Here is a 26,006-nt window from a genome sequence, read left to right as displayed (position 1 = left end):
TTGACCTACCCCAGATTCGACTGGCTATCATCCCTGCGCTGGGGTTGCTGTTGCCGCGCTAAAAACTGCGCACACTGCATAAGTCCTTTTGCGACGTGTTTCTCAACGGTACTTTCGCTAAGCTGTAACAGCTCTGCGATATCACGCTGACTCATATCGTACACTTTCTTTAGCAAAAAGACGCGTTTTACTTCTGTCGACAAACTTTCTGTTGCCTGACAAAAGTGAATAAATCGTTGTTTACTTTCAGTCTGATGCTCTGGTGAGGCATCGTGGCTGCTATCTAATAACAGGTCCATGTTCTCGACCTGGTCATTTAATTTATGTGCTGAGCGAGACACATGATTAAGCGCAAGATTTCGTACCGTACGCAACATATACGTGCGTTCGTACTCAATATCCTGCTTCAGTTCGGCTTCGTAACTTTTTACAAAGGCATCCTGTACTATGTCTTCTATGTCATTGTCGTCCACGATATTTGACACCGCCCGCATCAGTCGGGTGCGATACTTCAGATAGGTAGCCGCAATTTTAGATGAACCGCTCATGTATTTTGCATATCTGGCAAAGGGTTATACTTTATTATTGGTTAGCAAAACAGCCAGCCGGACAGTGCCGGCTGGCTATGACTTTATTTTACCTTAAAAAGTATAAAGCGCTCTTAAATAGTAGAAACCGCCGTTAATGCCGATAGGCGACGTGGTTGGGTATTTAGAACCCGCCACTTCGTTATCCCACATAACGTTACGATCAGGACGCTCATCAAACAGGTTCTTCGCTCCTAACACCAATTGCATGTTATCAGTGAAGTTATAACCAAGCTCAAGATCAAAGGTGTACTCAGAGCTCACGTTATCGATAGGCAGGCCTGAATCCAGGTGATCTTCAAAGATGCTGCCCGCATAGTTCAGACGACCCAGCACGCGCCAGTCACCGTTGGTGTGGTTTGCAGTCAGGCTGTAACGAGTTGCTGGCAGGTTATCTTCCAGCATGTGCACGCGATCAGCCGAGATGTTATCAGACGCATCATCAACGGTTGTGGAAGTCCAGTTGTAAGCCAGTGCATACTTGGTTTCACCACCAAACATATCCATCGAGTAGTTGGCCACAATGTCCACACCTTCGGTAGTGGTATCGAAGTCGTTGGTAAAGTAGCTTACTTCTGAGAAGCTGGACGCATCTTCAACGCCCTGCGCCAGCAGTGCAGCGATATCCGCTTCAGTTAACGCAATGCCAGAGGTTGTGCTGATACGGTCAGTCACTTCAATATGGTAGTAATCCACTGTCAGGAACAAGCCACTGTCAAACTCAGCCACAATACCTACACTGATGCTTTCAGATTCTTCCGGCGTTAACTGCGTACCGCCTTTTTGTACTGAAATAGGATCTGTCGGAGGCAGTGTAGCGCGGTCAATCAGACGTCCGTCCTGACCAAACAGGGTTGATACGTTACGCACGTTGCTCTGTCCCACGGTTGGCGCTTTAAAACCTGTGCTGTAAGCGCTACGCAGGGCAATGCTTTCGGTTGCCTGATAACGCAGAGACACTTTGCCTTTAGTGGTGTCACCAAAGTCAGAGAAATCTTCGTAACGTACTGCAGCGGTTAACAGTAAATCGTCGGTCAGGTAAGCTTCGGCATCCAGATAAAACGCGATGTTATGACGAGACGCTTCGCCTTCACTGCGAGCAGATAAGCCTGGGAAACCGTTAGAACCGATGCCAAAGCCCTGAGACGCCAGTGGACCAATTGACCAGGAGGCCGCATCGCCGGCTTCACTTTCGTAAGTTTCATGACGGTACTGGAAACCACCAGCCAGATATAATGGCTCAGACAGGCCCACTTCAAGTGGCTTGGTTAAATCGATATCCAGCGTCTTTTCAGTTTGCGTGTAGGTACCCGGTTTAAACGAAGTAGGCGTATCCGGACCTAACGATGGGTTAATGGTATTGTTGATAGCAAAATCAACTGAGTTCTGACCAAAGTTAAGGCTAACGTCGTAACCGATTTCGTTACCAAATTCACCACTGGTACCCAGTACCAAAGACATGTCTTCTACCACACCGCCAAAGCGAGGTGTAAAACCGCCCGGTAACATTTCGTTAAACGCGAAACAGTTAGCACCAACTGCCGTTGAATTATCGGCAATCAAAGCGTAATCGGCGTCATCAAGTACGTTATTGTCGGTAATACGTACCAGCGGACACTCAACCCCGGTGCCAACGCCATCCAGGTCGCCAACCAGCAGTAATGGCGTGCCATTAGTATCGACACCGCCGTCGGCTACGCCGCCACGGGTATGCGGATTACGATAGTAGAATCCACCTTCAACTTCACGCTCGGCATAGTTACCAAACAGGTATACGCGTGAGTCATCGCTTAAATCCATACCCAGGTTGGCAAATAATTTATAATCGTGTTTGATTTCCGGGTTACCCCAGATTTGCGCCGGATCGGCTACTGCGGTATTGCCTGCTTCAATCAAGGCAGCCGCGTCGTCGCGTTGCACGCTGCGTGACGTCGTATCTGCGGTACGGTATTCAGCGGTGAAGTTAGCAAAGCCACTGTCGCCCAACGGCATACCGATGTTACCGCTAAGTTGCAGCATGTCGCCGTCGCCTTCGTAATAAGAACCGTGGCGTGCTTCAAACATGCCGCCTTCATCACTGTCTTTCAGTACAAAGTTGATTACCCCGGCAAGGGCATCAGAACCATATTGTGCAGCTGCGCCATCGCGCAGCACTTCAACCTGCTTTAACGCCGCGGATGGAATGGTTGAGATATCCGGGCCCTGAGCACCATCAGACAGACCACCGCCAAGGAAGGTAATAACCGCTGAACGGTGACGACGTTTACCGTTAACCAAAACCAGAGTGTGATCCGACGCCATACCGCGTAAGTTAGCCGGACGTACCAGGGTCGATGCATCGTTGATCGGCTGGTCGTTTACGTTAAACGAAGGCACCACGGTTTGCATCATGGATACCATGTCGGTAGCGCCCTGATTAGTGAACTCTTCTTCTGAAATGATATCGATTGGTACGGCAGAGTCACCAATAGAACGTGGTGCTGCACGTGTTCCGACTACGGCAATTTTTTCTACTGATTTGGCTTCGGCATCATCCTGAGCTAACGCTGGCGCAGTAACCACACTGGTTGCTGCAACTGAAGCTGCCAGCACCAGACGAAGCTGCGAGGATAATTTCGTCAAATTTGTTTTCATAATGGTTTCCCGGATTTTTGTAACCGGTATTGCTGCACCTTTTTGCAATGCAACCTACCGTCTTTTTATCTGTGTATTTTCTCTTCAACACTGCATTGGCCTATGCCTGCAGCCACTGTCTTATAGTCGTTAACCAACTAATAAACAAACAAAAAATACAAAATAAGAAATATATTTTTTAGTGATGGAGGATCCGGTTTTGTGACTTGTCTATAGGTATTTGGCGGGGTAAAAATTGCGCTTTTTCAGACGTATTTCAGGTTGTTTGATTGCTGATTCTGAGGCAAAAAAAAACCGGCTGAAAGCAGCCGGCTTGTAACATACTTTGCAGCAATTATTCTGCTGGCTTGTTTTTCGCGGCGGTTTCTTTAATCAGCGGCTGTAATTCACCCTGCTGGAACATTTCCAGGATGATGTCACAACCACCTACCAGCTCACCGTCTACCCATAATTGCGGGAAGGTTGGCCAGTTAGCATAGGCTGGTAGCTCTGCGCGAATATCAGGGTTTTGCAAAATATCAACATAAGCAAATTGCTCACCACAGGACATCAGTGCCTGGGAAGCCTGCGCCGAAAAACCACAGCTTGGTAATTTCGGAGAGCCTTTCATGTACAGCAAAATAGGATTTTCAGAAATCTGCTGCTTGATACGCTCTAAAGTGGTTTGTTCACCGTTGTTTTCCATGAATGCCTCTTAACTTTTTACATTTGCTGATATATGTATGCAGTTTACCCCCTTTTCAAGGGTTAACAATTATCAATTGTATCATTATTCTCTTTGCCACATACACTCTCTTTGCCAACTAACTGCGCGTTGACAGGATTATGCCGCAACTGAGTGATCCGATAAGCGTAAATACGCCTATGATATATCAAGCTGTTGTTGGTGTTTCGCTGCCGCATAGGCTAATCTGTATGACAATTTACAGTCAGTTTTTTACGATTCGCAACAACATTTGGATTGGTTATCGGTTTTGTGACTGAGAAGCAACAGGTTCCCACCACCGCCAACTAACTCAAAAATTAAAAATTTCATCTAATTGTCATTGGGTTAAACAAATCCGTCCCTATATCTTAGGGGGTCGGGATAAATGGCCGTTAGAAAATAAACTTATTCTGATAACAGACTACGTACAACTAACCAAGAAAATGGAGACTCATATGGCTTTTGAACTACCAGCGTTACCTTATGAAAAAGATGCTCTGGAGCCACACATTTCTGCTGAGACACTTGATTACCACTATGGTAAACACCACGCCACTTACGTGACCAAACTGAATGGTCTGGTGGAAGGTACTGATCTGGAATCAAAGAGCCTGGAAGAAATCGTTAAGACTTCTGAAGGTGGCGTATTCAACAACGCTGCTCAGGTATGGAACCACACGTTCTACTGGAACTGCCTGAGCCCGAATGGCGGCGGTGAGCCAACTGGCGCACTGGCAGACGCAATCGTTGCAAAATGGGGTTCTTTTGAAGACTTCCAGGCTGCATTTAACGATAAAGCGGTAAATAACTTTGGTTCAAGCTGGACCTGGCTGGTTAAAACTGCCGACGGTAGCCTGGACATCGTTAACACCAGCAATGCTGCTACTCCACTGACTGACGACAGCCTGACTCCAGTGCTGACTGTTGACCTGTGGGAACACGCTTACTACATCGATTACCGTAACCTGCGTCCTAAGTACTTAGGCGGCTTCTGGGCCCTGGTTAACTGGGAATTCGCTGCTGCAAACTTCGGCGCGTAATCCTTTTTTCGTACCCGCTCATGGCGGGTACGATCCTTCTTACCCCCACTGATTATTTTCACTTTTTTCTGCAATTCATCACTCTTTGCCAGCCCTTATTTCACTTGGGCCACATGATTTTATTAACATTTTTGTTGCAAAAATAAACGACGAATAACCGCTTTACCCCATTGTTTTCTGAAATTATAGGTCTATGCTGGAAGTACGGGAGACCGTTTTTTATACAGGGGTATTTATGGGTATTTTCGAGCATTACCAAGAGCGCTATGAAAAACATAAGCAAGAAGAGTTTACGATTCAGGAATTCTTAGACATCTGTAAAAACGACCCGATGGCCTACGCAAATTCCGCAGAACGGTTATTAGCAGCCATTGGCGAACCTGAAATGGTAGACACATCCACCGACCCGGCACTCAGCCGAATCTTTTCCAACCGCATTATTGCCCGCTATCCGGCATTCCATGAGTTTTACGGCATGGAAGAAGCTATCGAGCAAATCGTGTCTTATCTGCGCCACGCTGCGCAGGGCCTGGAAGAGAAAAAACAAATTTTGTATCTGTTAGGTCCGGTAGGCGGTGGTAAATCATCACTGGCAGAAAGGCTCAAAGAGCTGATGCAAAAAGTGCCGATTTACATGATTAAGGACTCGCCGGTAAACGACCATCCGTTTTGTTTATTTGACGTAAACGAAGATGGCCATATTCTGGAAAAAGAATACGGCATTCCAAAACGCTATCTCAAAACCATCATGTCACCCTGGGCGCGTAAACGCCTGCACGAATACAACGGTGACATTACCAAATTTAAAGTGGTGAAGGTGTATCCATCCATCCTTGACCAAATGGGCATTGCCAAAACCGAGCCCGGCGACGAAAACAACCAGGATATTTCATCTCTGGTGGGTAAAGTGGATATTCGCCGGTTGGAACAGTTTGCCCAGAACGATCCGGATGCTTACAGCTATTCAGGTTCGCTGTGTAAGGCCAACCAGGGCTTAATGGAGTTTGTGGAAATGTTTAAAGCGCCGATTAAGGTGCTGCATCCTCTGCTTACCGCCACCCAGGAAGGTAACTACAACCCGACAGAAGGCTTTTCTGCCCTGCCCTTTGACGGTCTGATCCTGGCCCACTCAAACGAATCTGAGTGGCAATCCTTCCGCAACAATAAAAACAATGAGGCATTCCTTGACCGGGTTTATATTGTCAAAGTGCCATACTGTTTACGCGTTTCCGAAGAAATGCGGATTTACGACAAGCTATTACAAAACAGTGAACTCCACGGCGCGCCTTGTGCCCCGGATACACTGAAAAGTCTGGCACAGTTTATTGTACTGTCCCGCCTTAAAGAGCCGGAAAACTCCAGTCTGTATTCGAAAATGCGGGTGTACGACGGTGAGAGCCTGAAAGATACCGATCCGAAAGCCAAGTCCTATCAGGAATACCGCGATTACGCGGGTGTCGATGAGGGCATGGAAGGATTATCTACCCGCTTTGCTTTTAAAATATTGTCGCGGGTATTTAACTTTGATCACGCCGAAGTCGCCGCTAACCCGGTTCACCTGTTCTATGTGCTGGAGCGCCAGATCGAACGAGAGCAGTTCCCGCAGGAAACCGCCGATCGTTATAAAGAATTCCTCAAAGGGTTCCTGATTCCGCACTATGTGGAGTTTATCGGTAAGGAAATTCAAACCGCGTATCTGGAGTCCTATTCTGAATATGGCCAGAACCTGTTTGACCGCTACGTCACCTATGCCGATTTCTGGATTCAGGATCAGGAATACCGTGACCCGGAAACCGGACAACTGTTTGACCGTGCATCACTGAATGCCGAACTGGAAAAAACGGAAAAACCAGCCGGCATCAGTAACCCTAAGGATTTCCGTAACGAAATCGTTAACTTCGTGCTTCGGGCTCGCGCCAACAATGGCGGTAAAAACCCTAACTGGACCAGTTACGAAAAACTTCGCACTGTGATTGAGAAGAAAATGTTCTCAAACACCGAAGACTTACTGCCAGTGATCTCATTTAATACCAAAGGCTCAGCCGAAGATCGTAAGAAACATGACGACTTTGTGAACCGAATGGTGGAGAAAGGGTATACACAAAAACAAGTACGGTTACTGTGCGAATGGTACCTGCGTGTTCGCAAAGCATCGTAAGGTGCAAGTTAGCGTGAAGGGGTTGTATGGCACATTTCATAGACCGCCGGTTAAATAGCAAAGGGAAAAGCACCCTTAACCGTCAACGGTTTTTAAAACGATACAAGCAACAAATTAAACGCGCTGTGTCAGACGCCGTCGGTCAACGTTCGGTGACCGACGTCGAGTCTGGCGAACATATCAGCATTCCTAAACAAGACATTTCCGAACCGTTATTTCATACCGGCAAAGGCGGTAAACGCACCGTTGTTCATCCGGGCAACGACCAGTTTACCGCAGGTGATCGCATTGACCGGCCGCCGCCTCAGGGCGGTCAGGGCTCGGGTCAGGGCGATGCCGGTAATAGCGGCGAAGGTGAAGATGACTTTACCTTTTCAATTTCTAAAGACGAATACCTGGATTTACTGTTTGAAGATTTGGCCCTGCCTAATTTAAAAAACAGTCAGTTCGACCAGGTGGTTCAGTACGAAACCTATCGCGCGGGCTTTCAAACCGATGGCGTGCCGACCAATCTGGATATCGTCCGTTCGCTAAAAGGGTCTATGGCTCGTCGGGTTGCGCTGACCGCCGCGGATCGCCGCAAGCTGCGTGAAGCCGAAGAAGAGCTGGAAGCCTTAAAAGCCGATAAGCACGACAATACCGTAGCGATTATTGAACTGGAAAAAACCATCGCGCAGTTAAAAGCAAAAATCGCCGGAGTGCCGTTTATCGACACCTTTGATTTGCGCTTTAAAAACTATGCCAAAAAACCGGTACCCACCAGTAAGGCGGTGATGTTCTGCTTAATGGACGTCTCCGGCTCAATGGACCAGGCTACCAAAGACATGGCAAAACGTTTTTATATTCTGCTTTACCTGTTTTTAAGCCGGACCTATAAAAACGTCGAGGTGGTGTACATTCGTCACCATACCCAGGCTAAAGAAGTCGACGAACAGGAGTTTTTCTATTCTCAGGAAACCGGCGGCACCATTGTTTCCAGTGCCCTAAAGCTAATGGATGAGATTATCCGCGAGCGCTATCAGGACAGTGACTGGAATATCTATGCCGCGCAGGCCTCAGACGGTGATAACTGGGCGGACGATTCACCTCACTGTCGCGAAATTCTGATTAAGAAATTACTGCCCGTGACCCGTTATTTTGCCTACATAGAAATTACTGAACGCCAGCATCAAAGCCTGTGGCGCGAATATCAAAGTGTGGAGGAAGCCTGTAATAACTTTGTTTGCAAACACATTATCTCGGTCAGCGATATCTATCCTGTATTCCGTGAACTGTTTGAAAAAACCAGTGAAACCAGCGGAGGTGGCTAATGACGGCTGAATTAGCAGAAGCGAAAAAAACGTTAAGCGACGGACCAGACTGGACCTTCGACATGCTCTCGCAATACGAGGCTGAAATAGATCGTATTGCCAAAGACTTTAAAATCGACATTTACCCCAACCAGATTGAAATAATTACGGCCGAACAGATGATGGATGCCTACGCCAGCATCGGCATGCCAATAAACTATACACACTGGTCGTTTGGTAAAAAGTTTATTCAGAACGAGCAGCAGTACCGCCGTGGCCAGATGGGCCTGGCGTACGAAATCGTCATCAATTCTAACCCCTGTATCGCTTACCTGATGGAAGAAAACACCATCACCATGCAAGCGCTGGTTATGGCCCATGCCTGTTACGGGCATAATTCATTCTTTAAAGGCAACTACCTGTTTCAAACCTGGACCGATGCCAGCTCAATTATCGATTATCTGGTGTTCGCCAAAAACTACATTGCCAAGTGCGAGCAAAAATATGGCTACGAAGAAGTTGAGCAAACGCTGGACTCCTGCCATGCGTTGATGAATTTTGGCGTAGACCGTTACAAACGTCCGCAAAAGCTCTCGTTGCAAGAAGAAAAGAGCCGCCAGAAACAGCGCGCCAAATATTTACAGTCTCAGGTCAATGAACTGTGGCGTACCCTGCCCGACAGCAAGGAAAAAGACCAGCCAACGGCGGCCCGCTTTCCTGCCGAGCCGCAGGAAAACCTGCTCTATTTTATTGAGAAAAATGCGCCGCTACTGGAACCCTGGCAACGGGAAATTGTGCGTATTGTACGTAAGGTATCGCAGTACTTTTACCCGCAAAAACAAACCCAGGTAATGAACGAAGGCTGGGCATGTTTCTGGCACTACCACATTCTGAATCGTCTCTACGATGAAGGCCTGGTGACCGACCGCTTTATGCTGGAATTTTTACACAGCCACACCAGCGTGGTGACTCAGCCAGACTACAACAGTCCTTACTACAGCGGTATTAATCCTTATGCGCTGGGCTTTAATATGTTTATGGATATTAAGCGTATTTGCCAGGAGCCGACGGAAGAAGACCGCTACTGGTTTCCGGATATTGCCGGTAAAGACTGGCTTGAAACCGTACACTTTGCCATGCATAATTTTAAGGATGAAAGCTTTATCAGTCAGTTTTTGTCGCCTAAAGTCATGCGGGACTTCAAATTTTTCTCGGTAGAGGATGACTCAGATAAACCCTATGTGAGTGTATCGGCTATCCATGATGAGCGTGGCTACCATGCAATCAGAGAAAAGCTCTCTGCGCAGTACAACCTGAGTAATCTTGAGCCGAATATTCAGGTGTACAACGTGGATGTCAGGGGCGATCGCTCGTTAACCCTGCGCTATGTACCCCAAAATGGTATTCCTTTAGCCGACAGCAAAGACGAAGTGATGCGCCATTTACACCGGTTGTGGAAATTTGATGTCAAACTTGAGCAACTCGATGAAGATGGTGATGCTCAGGTGATAGCCCGCTGTGTTCGCCTGTAACAGACAGCTCTGGTAACACCCTCTACAGACGGGCCTGCAATTTAGTGATTGACGGCCCGCCTGCTCCTTCCTTATGGTAATAAACCCATTATTAACTTTGCAGTTTAGCCGTTGTTCCTGTTATGAATTTTTTAATCCAAAATGCCAAAGCGATTTTTGACAGCAAGCAGTCGTTAAGCGGCTTATCTGAACATTGTGATTTGCGGGTGCGTGACGGGGTCATTGCCGAGCTTGGCCGCCAGCTAACTCCGGCGGTCGACGAAACCCTTTATGATGCAACCGATTGGGTTATCTATCCGGGAATGGTGAACACCCATCATCATCTAGCGCAGTCAGTATTAAAAGGTATTCCCGAAGGTCTTAACCAGCCCTTAGGCGACTGGCTGGCAGCCGTGCCCTATCGTTTCTGGCCGCATATTTCTGCTGACTTAATGTATGATGCCGCCTTGATTGGCTTAGCGGAACTACTGCGCAGCGGCGCAACCACCTGTGCTGACCATCATTACCTTTATCACGCGAACAGTACTCCGGAAGTGGAAGAAGCCGTTTGGCAGGCCGCCAGTGACTTAGGCATACGCTTTGTACTATGTAGCGGCAGTGCCAACGTGGCCGGTTCGCATAAAGGCATGCAGAAAGCCGGGATTGTGCCCGAATCCATCGACCAGATACTCGCCCGTTACCAACGCAGTTTACAACAGCACCATCAGGCAAAAGAGGCGGCAATGAAAAAACTGGTGATCGCTCCCACCAGCTTGATCCATTCCTGCACACCGGATTGTTTAACCGTATTAGCGGAATTTGCCAGAACGCATAAACTGGGTATGCACTCCCATTTACTCGAAGTGGCGTTTGATAACGAGCAGGCGCAGCAAAAATATGGCTTAAGCCCGGTTAACTATGCCAACAGCGTAGGCTGGCTGGGCGACAACGTATGGTTTGCCCATTTAGTAAGCACCCAACCAGACGACATCGCTCTGCTGGCAGAAACAGGCACTAACATTGCCCACTGCCCCACATCTAATTGTCGCCTTGGCAGTGGCGTAGCGCCGGTGCTGGCCATGCAGTCAGCGGGAATGAAAATTTCGTTAGGGGTAGATGGTTCAGCGTCGGCAGAGTCTGGCTCTATGATTCAGGAAACTAACCTCGCCTGGTTACTGCACCGCGCGTTACACGGTGCCAGCAGTACTCAGGCCACGCAATGTGTGGACTGGGCGAGCCGTAACGGCGCAGAGGTACTCGGCTACAACAATCTCGGCTCACTTTCAGTTGGGATGCTGGCGGATATTGTGGCTTACGACGTGTCTCATTATCGTTATCAGGGCGTTCATACACCGGCCCTGGCACCGGTGCTTGCTGGCGAACCCGTACAGGTAGCCCGTTCCTGGGTAAACGGCAATGAAGTGGTCGTCAATGGTCAGGTAAAAAATCTCGACACACAGGCTTTAACCCAGCGTTTAAGCACAAATTTGCAGCGCCTGCTGCACAAAACCGGCGTGCTGTGATAAAGCCTGGAGAGCTACCCGTCAGGTTCTTAGCACCAGATGGGTGGCTGCCAGTCGCTCCTGCAAATGCTCACCAGCGGTAATCGGCCCATACCGATTGGGATTATCCTCACTAATGCAGCTGGGCAACGTTTCGATCACCGTTTCTGAGGCGGGATCAACAAAAAAGGCAATGGAATAACGGTCTTTAGCCTGAGTTTGCGGACGCACCCGGTGCGGCGTTGAGCGGTAAATGCCATTACTCCAGCGTTCCATCAGATCGCCGGTATTAATTATGATGGTGTCCGCCATGGGCTCTACGTCGTGCCACTGGCCATTACGATCCTGAATCTCCAGTCCCCCGGCATTATCCTGAAACAGCAAAGTGACCAGTCCGTAATCGGTGTGCGCGCCGCACCCCAGTTGCTGGTCCATTACGGTATCCTGAGCCACTGCAGGATAATGCAGTAAGCGCAACGAAATGTTCTCATCACTGTGTACCTTAATAAAGTAATCATCAGGCAGCGAAAGTGCACAGGACAATACCCGCATCAGCCGGAACGTCGCATTCAGGCACAGCTGATAAAAATATTGTGCATCCTGACGAAATTCGGCCGAAGGCCAGGGAAAGCGATTTGCTCTGTCATGCTGATTAAAGCGTAAAGTAATCGTCTCTTTAATATCGCCGGGTTTACTCGGATCGAGGTTTTCGTCACATACCGCCTGAAAGCCAAAATTGTACTGAGCCCCAAGGTAAGCAGAGCGTAATTTTTGCGCTTCGGGTAGCGCAAAAAACGCCTGACTAACTGCAAAAATTCTGGCGACCTCTGCGCTGCTGATGCCAATATTCTTAATAGCCATAAAGCCATGTACATGCAGAGCCTCATGAATCTGTTTTGCTAACGCTTGTTTAACAGAGAGTTCATCATCCTTATATCCGGCAAAATCTATAACAGGAATATACACGTTGCGCCCCTTGCGTCGTAAATTGTCATGCCGTCGATGCAAATTTCTGACCATTTGGTCCACAGCGCTAAAGCACGAAATTAAGCAACGGGCAATGTCCTGGCCAGTGATTTTGCATCACAATGAGACAAAACTGCACCAATTAACAACATTCCCTCCACTCTGACTTGCCCGCTACCGGGCGAACCTCCCGCCATGGCTGGATTTGCCCCGGGAAGTCAGAATTGGTCACATATTTGCTTTGAGTAGTTCACTGACTAAGTGGTCAACATTTTGCGGAGCATTGGAGCGTTTGACTACCCGACTGGCACTTAAGAATATAACTAAAGCCTACCCTGGTTGTGTGGCTAATGATGATATTTCATTTTCGCTGAATCGCGGGGAAATTCATGCCCTGCTGGGCGAAAACGGCGCAGGTAAAAGCACCCTGATGAATATCATTTACGGTGTGGTTCAACCGGATGCAGGCGAGCTTTTTATTAACGACGTAAAAGTCACGATAAACAGCCCGGCTGACGCCAGAAGCTACGGCATTGGCATGGTATTTCAGCACTTTACCTTGTTCGACTCGATGACCGTTGCCGAAAACATTGCCCTGGCACTGGCGCAAAAGCCCGCCGAGGTCAGCTCAGCCATCGAGGCCTTACGCACCACTTATGAACTGTACGTAGAACCGGAAAAGTTGGTCGGTACCCTGTCAATGGGCGAAAAACAACGGGTCGAGATCATTCGTTGTCTGCTGCAGGATATTCAGATTCTAATCCTCGATGAACCCACATCCGTGCTCACCCCGCAGGAGGCAGAACAGCTGTTCGCGCTGCTTAACACCTTGTCTGCCAAAGGTTGTGCGGTAATTTTTATCAGCCACAAACTAAGCGAAGTAGCCCGGATTTGCCATAGTGCTACTATTTTACGACGGGGCAAAGTCAGCGGAAAAATTACTCCGGGTCAGACCTCACTCAGTACCCTGACAAAATTAATGATGGGCGATCAATCGTCTGTCACAAAAACCGAATGCCGCGCTGCCAGCCAGTCATTCTTAACCGTTGAAGGTTTATCCACTCGCGCTTATCCGGGCGATGACACTGCGCTGAAAAACCTGTGTTTTGACGTAAAACAAGGTGAAATTCTGGGCATAGCAGGCGTCGCGGGTAACGGTCAGGAGGCACTACTGTCAGCCTTGTCCGGCGAAATAAATCAGTATCAACGTCCTGCTGGCGACATCCGCTTTAATGGTCAATCCGTCATAGCCGCCTCGCCAGTTGAGCGACGCAGTTCGGGCATGGGCTATGTACCCGCAGAACGTTTGGGGCGCGGTGCAGTGGCCAACATGTCGCTGGTCAGCAATGCATTGCTGACGTGCTACGGCCAGGGCTTGTTGCGTTACGGGTTTATTAACATTCAGGCGGTGCAACAGCTTACCCGGTCAATTATCGCCAAATTTGGGGTCAGAACGCCGGGCATTGAAGCTAACGCGAATCAACTATCCGGCGGCAATTTACAAAAGTTTATTCTCGGTCGGGAGCTTCAGCAACAGCCCAGACTCTTAATTGCCGCGCATCCGACCTGGGGCGTTGACATTAGCGCCCAGCAACATATCTACCGGGACTTGCTGACCCTGCGAGACAGCGGCTGCGCGATTTTGATTATTTCAGAAGACACCGACGAACTGTTTACGCTCTGCGATCGCATTGGCGCCTTGTGCCATGGCGAGTTATCCCCGCTGATGGCAGCAAATCAGGTAAGCCTGGATCAGCTTGGCCAGTGGATGTTAGGAGAGTTTGCCCATGCATCTTGAGCTTCGCCCTGTTCCCGATTACAAATGGCAATACCTTTCGCCACTGCTGGCCACGATGCTGACACTCCTTAGCGGGTGGCTTTTATTTGCCTGGTTAACTGACGCGCCCGGGCATGCCTTGTATGTGTTTTTTATTGCGGGTATCAGTGATGCTTTCGGACTTTCTGAGTGGCTGTTAAAAGCCACGCCAATGTTACTTTGTGCCTACGGCCTGGCTATTTGTTATCGGGCCTCACTGTGGAATATTGGTGCTGAAGGACAACTCCTGATGGGCGCTTTAGTGGGCTCCGCCGTCGCCCTTGAATTTTTAGACAGCGAGTCATCCCTGGCGATACCCAGCGTAATTCTGGCCGGAATGACCGGTGGGGCGCTGTGGGCACTGCTCGCGGGCCTGTTAAAGTTTCGCTTTAATACCAGCGAAATACTCACCACTATCATGCTTAACTACATTGCTATGAATTTGTTGCAGTGGGCCGTTTATGGTCCCCTAAAAGACCCGGGCGGCTTTAATTTTCCGGAATCTGCGTTATTTTCTGAGGCCACTTTACTGCCTGTCCTCTGGCCGGATACCCGCTTACATGTTGGCTTTTTATTTACCTGTGTGGTCATGCCGCTTACCTGGTTACTGCTGGCTAAAAGTTTTGTTGGATTTCAGATCCAGGTCGCAGGTCAGGATCCCAAAGCAGCCGTGATGGCCGGTTATCCGGTTAAACGCTTAGGTTATGTCGTCCTGCTTATTAGTGGCGCCCTCGCCGGACTGGCTGGCGCTGTAGAAGTTATTGGTCCGCTGGGTCAGTTGGTGCCGACCGTGTCTCCCGGCTACGGCTATTCAGCCATCATCATAGCCTTACTGGGACGACTACACCCGGTGGGCATCACGCTGGCCGGTTTGCTGGTGTCGCTGCTGTTCATGGGCGCCGAACTCAGCCAGATTGAAATGGGATTAAGCAGTGCGATTGCCAGTTTATTTCAGGGCCTGCTGCTGTTTTTCTTTCTGGCCTGCGATGTCCTTATTCGTTACCGGATCCGCTTTAGCCCCGGCACAGTTACGCCGCAGCCAAACCATTAAGGAACCAACATGGACTTAGATCTGCTCGCCAGCTTACTGTATGCCACCTTTCGCACCGGCACTCCTATTTTGCTGGTTGCATTAGGCGAACTTATTTGCGAGAAATCCGGCGTGCTCAATCTCGGTCAGGAAGGGGTGATGCTAATGGGCGCGGTGACCGGCTTTATCGTGGTGAGTCAGTTTGACAGCTACGCGCTGGGTATTTTTACCAGCGTTTTGACTGGCATTGTCATGGCCGCCATCTTCGCTTTTATCACCCTCACTTTACAGGCTAACCAGGTAGCCAGTGGGCTGGCGCTGGCTATTTTTGGTACCGGCCTATCTGCATTTATTGGTACCGATTATCAGGGCCAGTCAATCGCGGGGTTACCCTCTCTGGCAGTGCCGCATCTGAGTGAAATCAGTGTTATAGGCCCGGCTTTTTTTCAACATGACATCCTCGTTTACACCAGCCTGGCCGCTACGTTTTTACTGTGGTGGAACCTCAAATACGCCAGGTTAGGATTAATCCTTAAAGCGGTGGGTGAAAATCCTGATGCTGCCAATGCGTTAGGCTTACCCGTGCTTAAGGTTCGCTACCTGGCGGTGTTATTTGGCGGAGCAATGTCAGGATTAGCCGGCGCTTATGTGTCATTAGTTTACACGCCGCTTTGGGCGGAAAACATGACCGCCGGGAGAGGCTGGATTGCCGTCGCTCTGGTGGTATTTGCCAGCTGGCGAATCAGTCGGGTGTTACTGGGCGCTTATCTGTTTGGTCTGGCAAGTATCCTTCACCTGGTCGCTCAGGTATTTGGCGCTGACATATCACCCAATTTACTGGCTGCACTTCCTTATGCGGCCACTATTGTGGTGTTAGTCATTTTATCCTCAAACCAGACCAGACATAAACTTTTCGCCCCGTTAGCCTTAGCCATCCCATGGCATAAAAGTCGTTAATGGCCGGTTTAACTTAACAAGTCGCTCACAGGAATATTATGCTACGTTTTACTGTACTCCCTCGCCTTCGCTGGCTCACCCACCGCATCGTATGGCTGTCGGTGCTGATGTTCTCGGCCCTGGCCAATAGCGCACCGCTAAAAGTGGCCTTTATTTACGTCCATCCTGCCGGCGAAAGTGGGTATTCTTATACCCATGATCAGGCCCGCAAATATGTGGAAGACGTCTTCGGCGATAAAATCGAAGTCACGGTTGTCGATAGCGTTCCCGATGGAGCAGACGTGGAAAGGGTTTTAATGCAATTAGCCCGCGCCGGGCATAAGCTGATTTTCCCTACCTCATTTGGCTACATGAACGCCGTCCAGAAGGTGGCACGGCGTTATCCCAAAGTCATTTTCGAACATGCTTCCGGTTATAAACAAGCCCGCAATGTGGGCACCTACTTTGACCGAATTTACGAAGGGCGCTATTTAAGCGGTGTCATTGCCGGCCACATGAGTAAATCAAAGCAAGCAGGCTATGTCGCGGCTTACCCTATTCCTGAGGTCATTCGGGGTATCAATGCTTTTACCCTGGGAATGCGCTCGGTGATCCCTGATGCCACTGTCAATGTAGTGTGGGTTAATTCCTGGTACGATCCGGGTAAAGAAAGAGAAGCCGCCGATAGCCTGATCCAGCAAGGCGCGGATGTCCTCGCCCAACATACCAACTCACCGGCCTCTATTCAGGCCGCAGAAGCCGCCGGCGTATATGCAGTAGGCTATCACTCGGACATGTCACGTTTTGGCAAAAACGCTCACCTCACAGCGCCAATGCACTTATGGAATGATTTTTACGTGAAACGAATAAATCAGGTCCTCGACGGTAGTTGGAAACCCGAATCGGTGTGGGCCGGATTCAGCGAAAATATGACCACTCTTGCACCGCTTAACCCAGCTATCCCACCCAAGGTTGTGGCGCATATCGAAAGCTTAAAAGAAAAGATCAAAGCAGGCGCATTTCACCCGTTTACCGGGCCTGTACTTGATCAGCAGGGCGAAACCAGGGTACCAGCCGGGACGGTAATGAATGATGACGCGCTCAGTAAAATGGATTTTTACGTGGAGGGAGTACAAGGCAAACTGCCTCGTTAAAGCGAGTTTAAAGGTGTCTGGCCGGGAATTGTGGTGGTTAGGTCGCTTTAATTCACCGGCTTTTCACCGCCGATATCGACCACCGGCCAAATGTCGTCTACAGTTAGTTTAGAAGTATGGTTGATTTTTCAGCAGTTTAGCCATTTCATCGTACCAACTAACCTGCCCCGGCTGGTTACACCACTTGGGTAACCAACCAGACAACCAATGAGAACCTCATGAAAAGATATGGCCTGACAGTTTTACCCCTGATACTGCTTCTTCAGCCTGGCTACGCCCAGGCGCAAACCGACAAAATCAGATACCTCAGCGGTGTCAGTATGGGCTACAGCACCTTTGAATTTGCTGAAAAGCTCGACCATGAAGTGCATTTTCCTACTGCCAGTGTGATGTTTGGGGCAGTCAGCAACCGATGGCAATTGTCTGCATCTCACGGGCAATCCGTTAGCGCTGGAGACCTATCGGAAGAAGAAGAGACCGGTGACGCTGACCGCACCGATACTGATATCACGGCAGGTTATCGGGTAGATGAGCACTGGTCGGTATTTATCGGTTACAAACGCGGTAAAACCGAGCTCAGTTTTATTGACCGGGAAAGTGAAGACGAACAGGCTGTGCCGGCGGCAGTAAACGAATCTTATGCTCAAAATGGCCCCTACGTAGGAGCAAGCTACACCTGGCGATTTGCTAATGCAGGGTCTGTCACAGCATCACTGGCCTACGCCATGCTCAGTGCGGATAACGCGTTTCGCGCCAATGCTGACGATGACGAAGAACCCGATGAGATAGAGTTTGATGATATAGCCGGGCGGGTTAATTCTGATTTGGACGGCTACAGTTTTATTCTGGGCTGGAGCCTGCCGGTGTCGACTCAGCTGGTGTTTCAGAGCAAGTTAAAAATTAACGCCTACCAGACTGACATTCACTATCAGGGGCAAACTTTCCGTGGCGCTGATGAACAAATCACGAGCTTGCATATCGGTATGGCCTATGTTTTTTAGTTAGAACGACACCATGTCCGGTAAAGCATCATTTAAAGGCGGATTAAAGTAGATTTCGCTAAGTAACGATGAATGCTCCCATGGGATCTGTTGCCGCCGGGTTTCATAGGCCACTTTTTTTCGCACGTTTTTAAATACCTCTTCCACTGGCACCATCTGGTCCAGTTCGTTGAGTAAATGATAGGTATAAGTGCCATTATCTCCGGCGCCATCGAGAGCGACACTACCCGGGGCTGTAGCATAGGCGATCAACGTACCGGTAGGCGCTTTAACTGGTGCCAACCCTTTTACCAGAGCGCCCTCGTCCAACTGTGCTGACTCGAAGGGATTATCCCGACAGGCGTCCAGGATCAACACATTGTGACTACCGGGATTGCCCGTCATCTGCGCAAACAGGGTGGTTAAAGGAAACAAACCATAGGCCGAATGCGCCAGACTGGCTGACTGACTGGTTATGCTTACACCACGGTTATCCTCAGCACTACTGACTAATAAGCTATCGGTGGCGACCAGGTAATTTTGTCTGTCCAGCTGCACTGCGTGTCCGGCATAAAATACCACAGCGAGGGTCTGGGTGGCGTCGGATTGGTTTACCTGATGATAAAAAGCCGTTACTGACTCGGATAATTGCGCTGACGTCGCATTGGTACTCAGGCTTACAGCAAAGCCGAGAGCCTCGAGTTTAACCGCCATTGCCCGGGCATCATTTACGGCATTAACCAGCGGCGCTGCGGCGTAATCATTATTGCCGATCACCAGCGCAAACCTTTCGAAATCAACGGCCTGGGCCGGCTTTAATGCTGCTAAACACCATACCAAAGAAACCATCACACAATAAGATTTAGCCTTCAAGTTCCTCTCCCTGTCAGCGGATGCTTTATCAGGTTAGGCCTTAGCAGCCGGGATGTCTACTTTACCAGCCATTTGTCGGGGAGATACCAGCAGTAACACCAACCCGCCAACCGTTGCACAGGCGGCCGCTACCGCAAAAGTCAGGGTCGCCCCCGTCCCTTGGTCCCACAGTCGGCCGGATACGTAATTGCCGATTGCCCCACCCAGACCAAATGCCAGACTCACATAGGCAGCCTGAATCCGACCTTGAATCTGGGGCGGAAAATAGTGATGGATAAAATGCATTGAGGTAGAGTGATTAAGACCAAAACTCAGGGCATGAATAAACTGACTGAAAAATACCAGCCAGAAAATATCGGCCAGTGTACCCAGTGCTAACCAGCGGGCACCGGTAGCTAATAAGCAAAATACCATCAGGCGCCACACGCCAAAGCGGGCAATTAAACGCTGCGCTACCAGAAAAATGCCCACTTCCACTACAACACCTAGCGCGATTAACAGGCCAGTTTGCATACCTGAGTAGCCCAGGTCGCGCATATACAAGGCAAAAAATCCGTAGTACGCACCAAAGCTCAACTGCAACAAACCATTAGACAGTAAAAATAACAACGCCACCCGGTCTCGTAAAAAAGGCATAATGCGTAGTGACGCCGATGCTTTGCTCACGGTATTTTGTGGCTGAGTCAGCGCCAGGCTACTAATAAACAGACCGATCAACACCAGCATCGACGCATAAATGGGCGCATCTGTAGAAAAAAAGTCCAGCGCTTTACCCACTATCACGGTGAGTACAATAAAACCAATACTGCCCCACAACCGGATACGACCGTAGCGCTTAGAATCGCCTTCAATGGTCTGTAAGGTAAGCACTTCAAGCTGTGGCAACACAGCCGTCCAGAACATCATCATGAGCCCCATTACCAGGGTCAGCGTCCAAAAAGAATAGGCCCAGAATACGCCAATAAAGCTCAGCACTGTCAGGGCACTGCCGAGGCGTAAAATAAACAGGATTTTACCGCTGCGATCGGCCACACCGGCCCACAATGAAGGGCCAATAATCCGAGCCAGTGTAATTACCGCAAACAACTCACCAATTTCAGCCGAGGTAAATCCGCGCCCATCAAGAAATACGCCCAGATAAGGATTGATAACCCCTAACTGACCAAAATACAGCGCGTAAGTAAGACTAAGAGCTAAAATGGCAAGGCGGCTGGAAGAAGCCGCCATTAACGGAGCATCGGGTTCAGCATATTATTTTACTGAACCCGGAATAACCGGCGTAGTGCAGTGAACCGCCGCGTTTTGCGCGCGATGACGTAAACAATGGTCCATTAATACCAGTGCCAGCATGGCCTCAGCGATAGGCACAGCGCGAATACCAACACAGGGATCATGGCGGCCTTTGGTCACAATTTCCATGGCATTGCCTTCTGTATCAATGGTTTGTCCGGGCACTGAAATACTCGATGTTGGTTTAAGCGCCATATGAACCACCAAATCCTGCCCGGTGGAAATGCCGCCAAGCACACCGCCTGAATGGTTCGATGTAAAGCCCTCTGGCGTGAGCGTATCGCGATGCTCACTGCCTTTTTGCGTGACCACATCAAAGCCATCCCCCACTTCCACGCCTTTTACCGCATTAATGCCCATCATCGCGCCGGCAATGTCGGCATCCAGACGATCAAATACCGGTTCGCCCAGGCCAACAGGCATATTAGTCGCCACTACAGAAACTTTAGCGCCAATGGAGTCACCGGATTTTTTCAGGTCGCGCATGTATTCATCCAGCGCTTCTAATTTAGACGCATCCGGACAGAAAAACGGGTTCTCGTTGATAATACTGTAATCAATCGTATCAATGGCAATGGGACCCAGCTGCGACAGGAAACCATGAATTTTAATGCCGTGAACCTGTTCAAGGTACTTTTTAGCAATGCCCCCGGCAGCAACACGAATAGCTGTTTCACGTGCGGATGAACGACCGCCACCGCGGTAATCGCGAAAACCGTATTTTTGCTGGTAGGTATAATCGGCATGACCCGGGCGGAAGCTGCCCGCAATATTGGAATAATCCTGGCTGCGCTGATCTTTATTTTTAATCAACAGGCCAATACTGGTCCCCGTGGTTTTCCCCTCAAATACCCCGGACAGGATTTGTACTTCGTCATCTTCACGGCGAGCCGTGGTGTAACGTGAGGTCCCGGGTTTACGTCGGTCCAAATCTACCTGTAAGTCTTCTTCGGTCAGTTCCAGTCCCGGAGGACAGCCGTCTACCACACCGCCCAGTGCGATGCCGTGACTCTCACCAAAGGTTGATACCGTAAATAATTTACCGAAAGTGTTACCCGCCATCTCTCTATTTTTCCTGTTGGTTATAACTGTCTAATGCTGTTTTGGTTACAGCAAATATACCATGGCCACCTTGTGCCAGTTCGACCCACTCTATGGCGAGTCCAGGGAATCTTGCTTCCATATGCACCAGACTGTTGCCAACCTCAACAAACATAACGCCGTTGTCGGTTAAATAATTACCTGCCTGTGCAATCATAATCTCGACCAGATCCAGACCGTCGTCTCCGGCCGCCAGGGCCAACTCAGGCTCGTGCTGGAATTCCACCGGCAGATCAGCCATATCTTCGCTGTCGACATAAGGAGGGTTGGATACGATTAAATCGTATTTCTGGCCTTCCAGCTGGGCAAATAAATCCGAATACAACGGAATCACTCTGCCACCCAGTCCGTGTTCCTGAATGTTTAGTTCTGCCACTTCCAGAGCATCGCTGCTGATGTCCACCGCATCGACTTCGGCCTCATCAAACGCATATGCCAACGCAATGGCGATACAGCCGCCGCCGGTACACAAATCCAGAATACGCTGTGGTTTGTCCTGTAAATAAGGCACAAATTCCTGTTGGATTAACTCGGCGAAGGGTGAACGCGGAATAAGCACCCGCTCGTCTACATAAAAAGGTAACTCGCAAAACCAGGCTTCGTGCGTAATGTATGGCAAAGGTAAGCGAGTCTGCACCCGCTGCAACACCAGTTCGGCTACCTTGGTTCGTTCACTTTTTGTGAGTCGTGCGGCAAAAACACCGTCACCCGTTTGCGCGGTTAAACTGTGGGGTAAATGCAAAGCATAAAAAACCAGGCTTACCGCTTCGTCCCAGGCGTTATCCGTGCCATGACCATAAAACAGTTCTGCATCATTAAACCGGCTTACTGCCCAGCGCACCATATCAAGGATGCTGTGCAGATCAGAAATGGCTTCGTCGAGGTAAAACTTGTCGGTCATACAGGCTACAATGTCCAGAAATCAGAAAGCTGGTATGATACATAATGTTGTCCGCTTCGGACATGCTTATTTAGGTCAAAATCACCGGGATCGCTATCAGGAAGCTCATGTTGTGAAATTTAAGTCGAAATTTCCCCGAATCGAAACGCCGCCGCCATCTCCTGAGAGTGATGATATGGCCTTGTTTCAGCAGGAAATGAAAGGCATTGCACCGCTTAAGCAAGACACCTATGTCGCTCCGGTGAGCAGGCCCGAAATAAAAATCAGACGACAGCAAAAGACCACCAGACAGGCTCAGGCCAGTTTTGAATTTTCTGATGCGTTTGAAGGGTTTGTGCCACCGGAAGGTGCGCTAAGGTATTGTCGGCAGGATGTCCCGGGCTACGAGCTGAAACAGCTGCGCCGCGGCGACTATTTGCCGGACTACATTCTTGATTTACACGGCATGACCCGCGCTCAGGCTAAACATGAACTAGGCGCGCTGCTGCACACGGCTTGGCAAGAACATATCGACTGTGTTTGCATCGTCCACGGGGTCGGATCAGGTGTCCTGAAGCAGGCACTTCCCCATTATCTGATCCAGCATCCCCGCGTGATGGCTTTTCATCAGGCGCCCCTGGAATATGGCGGTCAGGGCGCACTATTAGTGCTACTTGAAATAGAGTCTCCTTTCAGTAAAAAGCGCTAGCCTCCCCAGGCTTGCTACAAGCGCACAGTTTACTTATTTATGATCGTCGCCACTGTTGTGGATAAACAGGTAGGTATAGTACGCCATCATCACACAGACGATAAAAATACCAAGCAGAGAGCCCCAAACCACCGGATCTTTTAATAACATTGACCACATAATAATCACCTTTTAATTTGCTGTTTCTATGGTGATAGTGTGCGCTGCTGAACGAAAAAAAACGCTGATCCAAATCAATATCAAAATGCCCCCGTACGGCAAATCATGACCTGGATCAAAAGAATGCGGGGAATCTAATATAAGTGCGTTTTAAATCTATTATTGATAATAATTATCATTTAGATTAAAGTAAAAATGCCTGTTGGGTTTCCGCAATTTTACGGTCTTGGACGGAATCCCACTTCTATCAGGCGGGCCCGTGCCCGCCTGTTTTTTTAGGTGAAATAATTAATCAAACAGCTTCCAGAACCAGCTTTTTTGCAGGTCTTCTTCGCAGGTTTTAAGTTGTGTAGCATAGCGCAGGGAGCGGGCCTTTACCTTTTGCGATACTTTTACCAGCCAGCCTTTTTTCAGATAGGTTTTGCGTTTGTAGCCGCCCCAGCCTTCATGGTAATTAAGATACTGAGCGTAAGCGTCCCATTTGGAAACGCCGTTAATTTTATGGGTTTTGCTGATAAACCAGCCCATAAAATCCATGGCATCCTCAAAGTCGTCCCGATCAGCACCGGAGTTTCCGGTTTCGCGCATGTAATCACTCCAGGTCGGCGTTTTGGCCTGAGAATAGCCATAGGCAGAACTCACCCGCCCCCAGGGGATCAGGCCAAACAAGACGTAATCACGGGGTGGTAAGGCATCATGGCGAAACGAACTTTCCTGGTACATCATCGCCATAGGAACGTGAATGGGCACGCCCCATTTATCCCGCATGTCCGCAGCTGCATCGTACCAATCTTCTTTTTCGTAAAAAATTTCGCACAGATTACTGGTATCCTGCGGCGGCGTGGTGGCACAGCCGCTGATGGTTAGCGGCAATAAGATCACCCAACCCGAAAAAAAGAAGCAAATCTTTTTGAACTTTTCGTACATACGCTGTCCAACTTAGTGTTCCGAATGTGTGTTTCCCTGGAACAAATTCTTATGCCTGACCCATGTCAGGCATTTTTTTTAGCAGGCTCCTTGCTGAAATAGTCGCTGATAAACTGGCTAAATGACACTTCATCACCGGCTTCTATTTCCCGTTGCAACGCAAAGGAACGCTCAGCTTCGGCCTCAAAGGCTTCGGCCGATTTAAAATGATAGCTAAAATCCCCGATTTGCTGGCGATAGGTCTCAGCAAGTTCTCTTCCCAGCACCGCGTTATCCCCTTCTGCCAGCAATTTATTTAACCAGCGGCCTGAATAAGTAAGGTCCGGATTTTCGATTTTCTGCCATTCGCGCTTCACCGCATCGCTGTAGCGGCTGTCGCCATAGTTTTCATCCATCATTGCTGCCACGTCAGCATACTGGCTAAACAGGGCTTTAGCCCAGTCCTGCATGGCGACTTCCTGATTGTTTTGCAATAAGGATAAACCGGGTTTACGCCCTTCCAGCACAACCCGGTTTAAATTTACTTCCGTTTCTTTAAAGCCATCTTCGTTAAATTCCGGGCTGTCCTTTAACAAACAGGTTACCAGGAACACATCGAGAAAATCCACTTGCTCTTTTGCAATACCTATCGGACTGAACGGATTGACATCCAGCGCTCTGACTTCGATGTAATTTACCCCACGCAGCGCCAGAGCATCGGTTGGCTTCTCGCCTGATGCGGTAGGTTGTTTAGGGCGGATTGGCGAGTAAAATTCGTTTTCAATTTGCAGTACATTTTTACTTAACTGCTGGAAATTGCCGCCTTCTCCTGCGGCGAAACCGGCATAATTTTTTGATGGCTTGTACATCGCCTCACGCAGTAACTGTACGTAGGTATCAATGGAGTTATAGCAAATCCGTAACGAGGATTGCTCATTACTGGTGTAGCCCAGTCCGCTCATGCGCAACGACGTAGCGTAAGGTAAATAAAGCGTACCCCGGCCAAGCTTTTTAAAATCGAGTCCATGTTCACGGCCTTCAACGAAGGAGCTGCATAAAGCCGGTGACGCACCAAACAAATAAGGGATGAGCCAGCAACTGCGACGGTAGTTACGAATAAGGCCAAAATACGCAGCTGAAATCCAGTCCTGGGTGGCTTCTTCGCCTTTTTGCGTAGCCAAATGCTGCCAGAAACTCTCTGGCACGGAAAAGTTAAAATGAACGCCAGAAATAACCTGCATCATACTGCCATAGCGATTACGCAGCCCCATACGATAGGCTTTTTTCATTTTGCCTACGTTGGACTCACCAAAATAAGCCAGGGGAATATCATCGGCATTCTCGATAAAACAAGGCATGCTGAGTGGCCACAAGCGCTCCTCACCAATATTATCAATGGTGAATTTGTGGACATCCTCTAACTGTGCAATGGTGGTATTAACATCCGACTCAGGCGGCGTAATAAATTCCAGTAACGACTCAGAATAATCTGTTGTGATACTTTCATGGGTAAGTGCGGCACCTAACGCTTGGGGATGCGGGGTTAGTGCCAGCGTTCCGGCCGGATTTATGCGCAAACACTCCCTTTCCACACCACGTTTTATCATGCTTAAAGCTGAAAACGCAGAAGTAGATTTAAGAGCGTCAAAATCGTAAGAAAAATCGTGAGTCAATGGGCGCAATGTCGATTCCATGTTGTCGGTGGCGACTTACATTTATTGCAAGACGGTTAAGCTATGGGTCGTATAGTATCAAATATTTATATCGACCCAAGTATAA

Annotated in this window: 22 protein-coding genes; 11 read left to right on the top strand and 11 right to left on the bottom strand. The window is 49.1% G+C overall.

Annotation, left to right across the window (positions count from 1 at the left end):
- Positions 1-5: 5 nt before the first annotated feature.
- The 3 genes from BFC17_RS02015 to BFC17_RS02005 form a co-directional block, all read right to left on the bottom strand.
- Positions 6-548, bottom strand: a complete 543-nt coding sequence (locus BFC17_RS02015) for an RNA polymerase sigma factor (RefSeq protein ID WP_070174797.1) — start codon at positions 546-548, stop codon at positions 6-8.
- Positions 549-641: 93 nt separating this feature from the next.
- Positions 642-3,221, bottom strand: a complete 2,580-nt coding sequence (locus BFC17_RS02010) for a TonB-dependent receptor plug domain-containing protein (RefSeq protein WP_070174942.1) — start codon at positions 3,219-3,221, stop codon at positions 642-644.
- A 334-nt stretch (positions 3,222-3,555) separates the two neighbouring features.
- Positions 3,556-3,906 carry a Grx4 family monothiol glutaredoxin gene (locus BFC17_RS02005; protein ID WP_070174796.1) on the bottom strand — a complete coding sequence of 117 codons (351 nt, stop codon included), beginning with the start codon at positions 3,904-3,906 and terminating at the stop codon, positions 3,556-3,558.
- A 476-nt stretch (positions 3,907-4,382) separates the two neighbouring features.
- On the opposite strand from BFC17_RS02005, the gene sodB reads away from it, so the two are divergent.
- The 5 genes from sodB to BFC17_RS01980 all read left to right on the top strand — a co-directional run bounded on the left by sodB (position 4,383) and on the right by BFC17_RS01980 (position 11,448).
- A complete protein-coding gene (gene sodB / locus BFC17_RS02000; protein ID WP_070174795.1) occupies positions 4,383-4,967 on the top strand; it encodes a superoxide dismutase [Fe] in 585 nt (194 codons plus the stop codon).
- Positions 4,968-5,202: 235 nt separating this feature from the next.
- Positions 5,203-7,125 (top strand): PrkA family serine protein kinase, encoded by a 1,923-nt coding sequence (locus BFC17_RS01995; protein WP_070174794.1) that lies wholly within the window; start codon positions 5,203-5,205, stop codon positions 7,123-7,125.
- A gap of 26 nt (positions 7,126-7,151) precedes the next feature.
- On the top strand, positions 7,152-8,435 hold the full coding sequence (locus BFC17_RS01990; protein WP_070174793.1) for a YeaH/YhbH family protein: 1,284 nt from the start codon (positions 7,152-7,154) through the stop codon (positions 8,433-8,435).
- Positions 8,435-9,946 carry a SpoVR family protein gene (locus BFC17_RS01985; RefSeq protein WP_070174792.1) on the top strand — a complete coding sequence of 504 codons (1,512 nt, stop codon included), beginning with the start codon at positions 8,435-8,437 and terminating at the stop codon, positions 9,944-9,946. The genes BFC17_RS01990 and BFC17_RS01985 overlap by 1 nt, the downstream gene beginning before the upstream one ends.
- A 122-nt stretch (positions 9,947-10,068) precedes the next feature.
- Entirely contained in the window at positions 10,069-11,448 is a 1,380-nt protein-coding gene (locus tag BFC17_RS01980; RefSeq protein ID WP_070174791.1) for an amidohydrolase family protein, read from the top strand.
- Positions 11,449-11,469: 21 nt separating this feature from the next.
- Here BFC17_RS01980 and BFC17_RS01975 read toward each other — a convergent pair whose 3' ends face one another.
- Positions 11,470-12,393 (bottom strand): isopenicillin N synthase family dioxygenase, encoded by a 924-nt coding sequence (locus tag BFC17_RS01975; protein ID WP_175439516.1) that lies wholly within the window; start codon positions 12,391-12,393, stop codon positions 11,470-11,472.
- Positions 12,394-12,685: 292 nt separating this feature from the next.
- On the opposite strand from BFC17_RS01975, the gene BFC17_RS01970 reads away from it, so the two are divergent.
- The 5 genes from BFC17_RS01970 (at position 12,686) to BFC17_RS01950 (ending at position 18,330) form a co-directional block, all read left to right on the top strand.
- A complete protein-coding gene (locus BFC17_RS01970) occupies positions 12,686-14,191 on the top strand; it encodes an ABC transporter ATP-binding protein (RefSeq protein ID WP_139141976.1) in 1,506 nt (501 codons plus the stop codon).
- Positions 14,181-15,260: an ABC transporter permease gene (locus tag BFC17_RS01965; RefSeq protein WP_070174789.1), complete on the top strand. Its 1,080-nt coding sequence runs from the start codon at positions 14,181-14,183 to the stop codon at positions 15,258-15,260. The genes BFC17_RS01970 and BFC17_RS01965 overlap by 11 nt, the downstream gene beginning before the upstream one ends.
- 9 nt (positions 15,261-15,269) lie before the next feature.
- On the top strand, positions 15,270-16,196 hold the full coding sequence (locus tag BFC17_RS01960) for an ABC transporter permease (protein WP_070174788.1): 927 nt from the start codon (positions 15,270-15,272) through the stop codon (positions 16,194-16,196).
- A gap of 38 nt (positions 16,197-16,234) precedes the next feature.
- Positions 16,235-17,329, top strand: a complete 1,095-nt coding sequence (locus BFC17_RS01955; RefSeq protein ID WP_083271530.1) for a BMP family ABC transporter substrate-binding protein — start codon at positions 16,235-16,237, stop codon at positions 17,327-17,329.
- A 218-nt stretch (positions 17,330-17,547) separates the two neighbouring features.
- Complete coding sequence (locus tag BFC17_RS01950) at positions 17,548-18,330, top strand: hypothetical protein (RefSeq protein ID WP_070174787.1); 783 nt, start codon at positions 17,548-17,550, stop codon at positions 18,328-18,330.
- Here BFC17_RS01950 and BFC17_RS01945 read toward each other — a convergent pair whose 3' ends face one another.
- Genes BFC17_RS01945 through prmB form a run of 4 tightly spaced genes read right to left on the bottom strand, consistent with a single transcriptional unit; the run spans position 18,331 to position 22,474 of the window.
- Positions 18,331-19,182: a caspase family protein gene (locus tag BFC17_RS01945; RefSeq protein WP_139141975.1), complete on the bottom strand. Its 852-nt coding sequence runs from the start codon at positions 19,180-19,182 to the stop codon at positions 18,331-18,333.
- 33 nt (positions 19,183-19,215) lie between these two features.
- Complete coding sequence (locus BFC17_RS01940; RefSeq protein WP_070174785.1) at positions 19,216-20,409, bottom strand: MFS transporter; 1,194 nt, start codon at positions 20,407-20,409, stop codon at positions 19,216-19,218.
- Positions 20,410-20,433: 24 nt separating this feature from the next.
- Positions 20,434-21,534, bottom strand: coding sequence for a chorismate synthase (gene aroC, locus BFC17_RS01935; protein ID WP_070174784.1), 1,101 nt, complete (start codon positions 21,532-21,534; stop codon positions 20,434-20,436).
- A 4-nt stretch (positions 21,535-21,538) separates the two neighbouring features.
- On the bottom strand, positions 21,539-22,474 hold the full coding sequence (gene prmB, locus BFC17_RS01930) for a 50S ribosomal protein L3 N(5)-glutamine methyltransferase (protein ID WP_070174783.1): 936 nt from the start codon (positions 22,472-22,474) through the stop codon (positions 21,539-21,541).
- Between the two features lie 112 nt (positions 22,475-22,586).
- Here prmB and smrB point away from each other — a divergent pair, with 112 nt between their 5' ends.
- Positions 22,587-23,162, top strand: a complete 576-nt coding sequence (gene smrB / locus BFC17_RS01925) for an endonuclease SmrB (protein ID WP_229680969.1) — start codon at positions 22,587-22,589, stop codon at positions 23,160-23,162.
- A 33-nt stretch (positions 23,163-23,195) separates the two neighbouring features.
- Here smrB and BFC17_RS22205 read toward each other — a convergent pair whose 3' ends face one another.
- The 3 genes from BFC17_RS22205 to gshA form a co-directional block, all read right to left on the bottom strand.
- Positions 23,196-23,321, bottom strand: a complete 126-nt coding sequence (locus BFC17_RS22205) for a DUF3149 domain-containing protein (protein WP_083271529.1) — start codon at positions 23,319-23,321, stop codon at positions 23,196-23,198.
- A gap of 288 nt (positions 23,322-23,609) precedes the next feature.
- Positions 23,610-24,248, bottom strand: coding sequence for a transglycosylase SLT domain-containing protein (locus tag BFC17_RS01920; protein WP_070174782.1), 639 nt, complete (start codon positions 24,246-24,248; stop codon positions 23,610-23,612).
- A gap of 65 nt (positions 24,249-24,313) precedes the next feature.
- A complete protein-coding gene (gene gshA / locus BFC17_RS01915) occupies positions 24,314-25,921 on the bottom strand; it encodes a glutamate--cysteine ligase (protein WP_070174781.1) in 1,608 nt (535 codons plus the stop codon).
- Positions 25,922-26,006: the final 85 nt, after the last annotated feature.

The organism is Marisediminitalea lipolytica (assembly GCF_001758465.1).
Lineage (GTDB): Bacteria > Pseudomonadota > Gammaproteobacteria > Enterobacterales > Alteromonadaceae > Alteromonas > Alteromonas lipolytica.
This window is presented reverse-complemented; position numbering and strand designations above follow the sequence as displayed.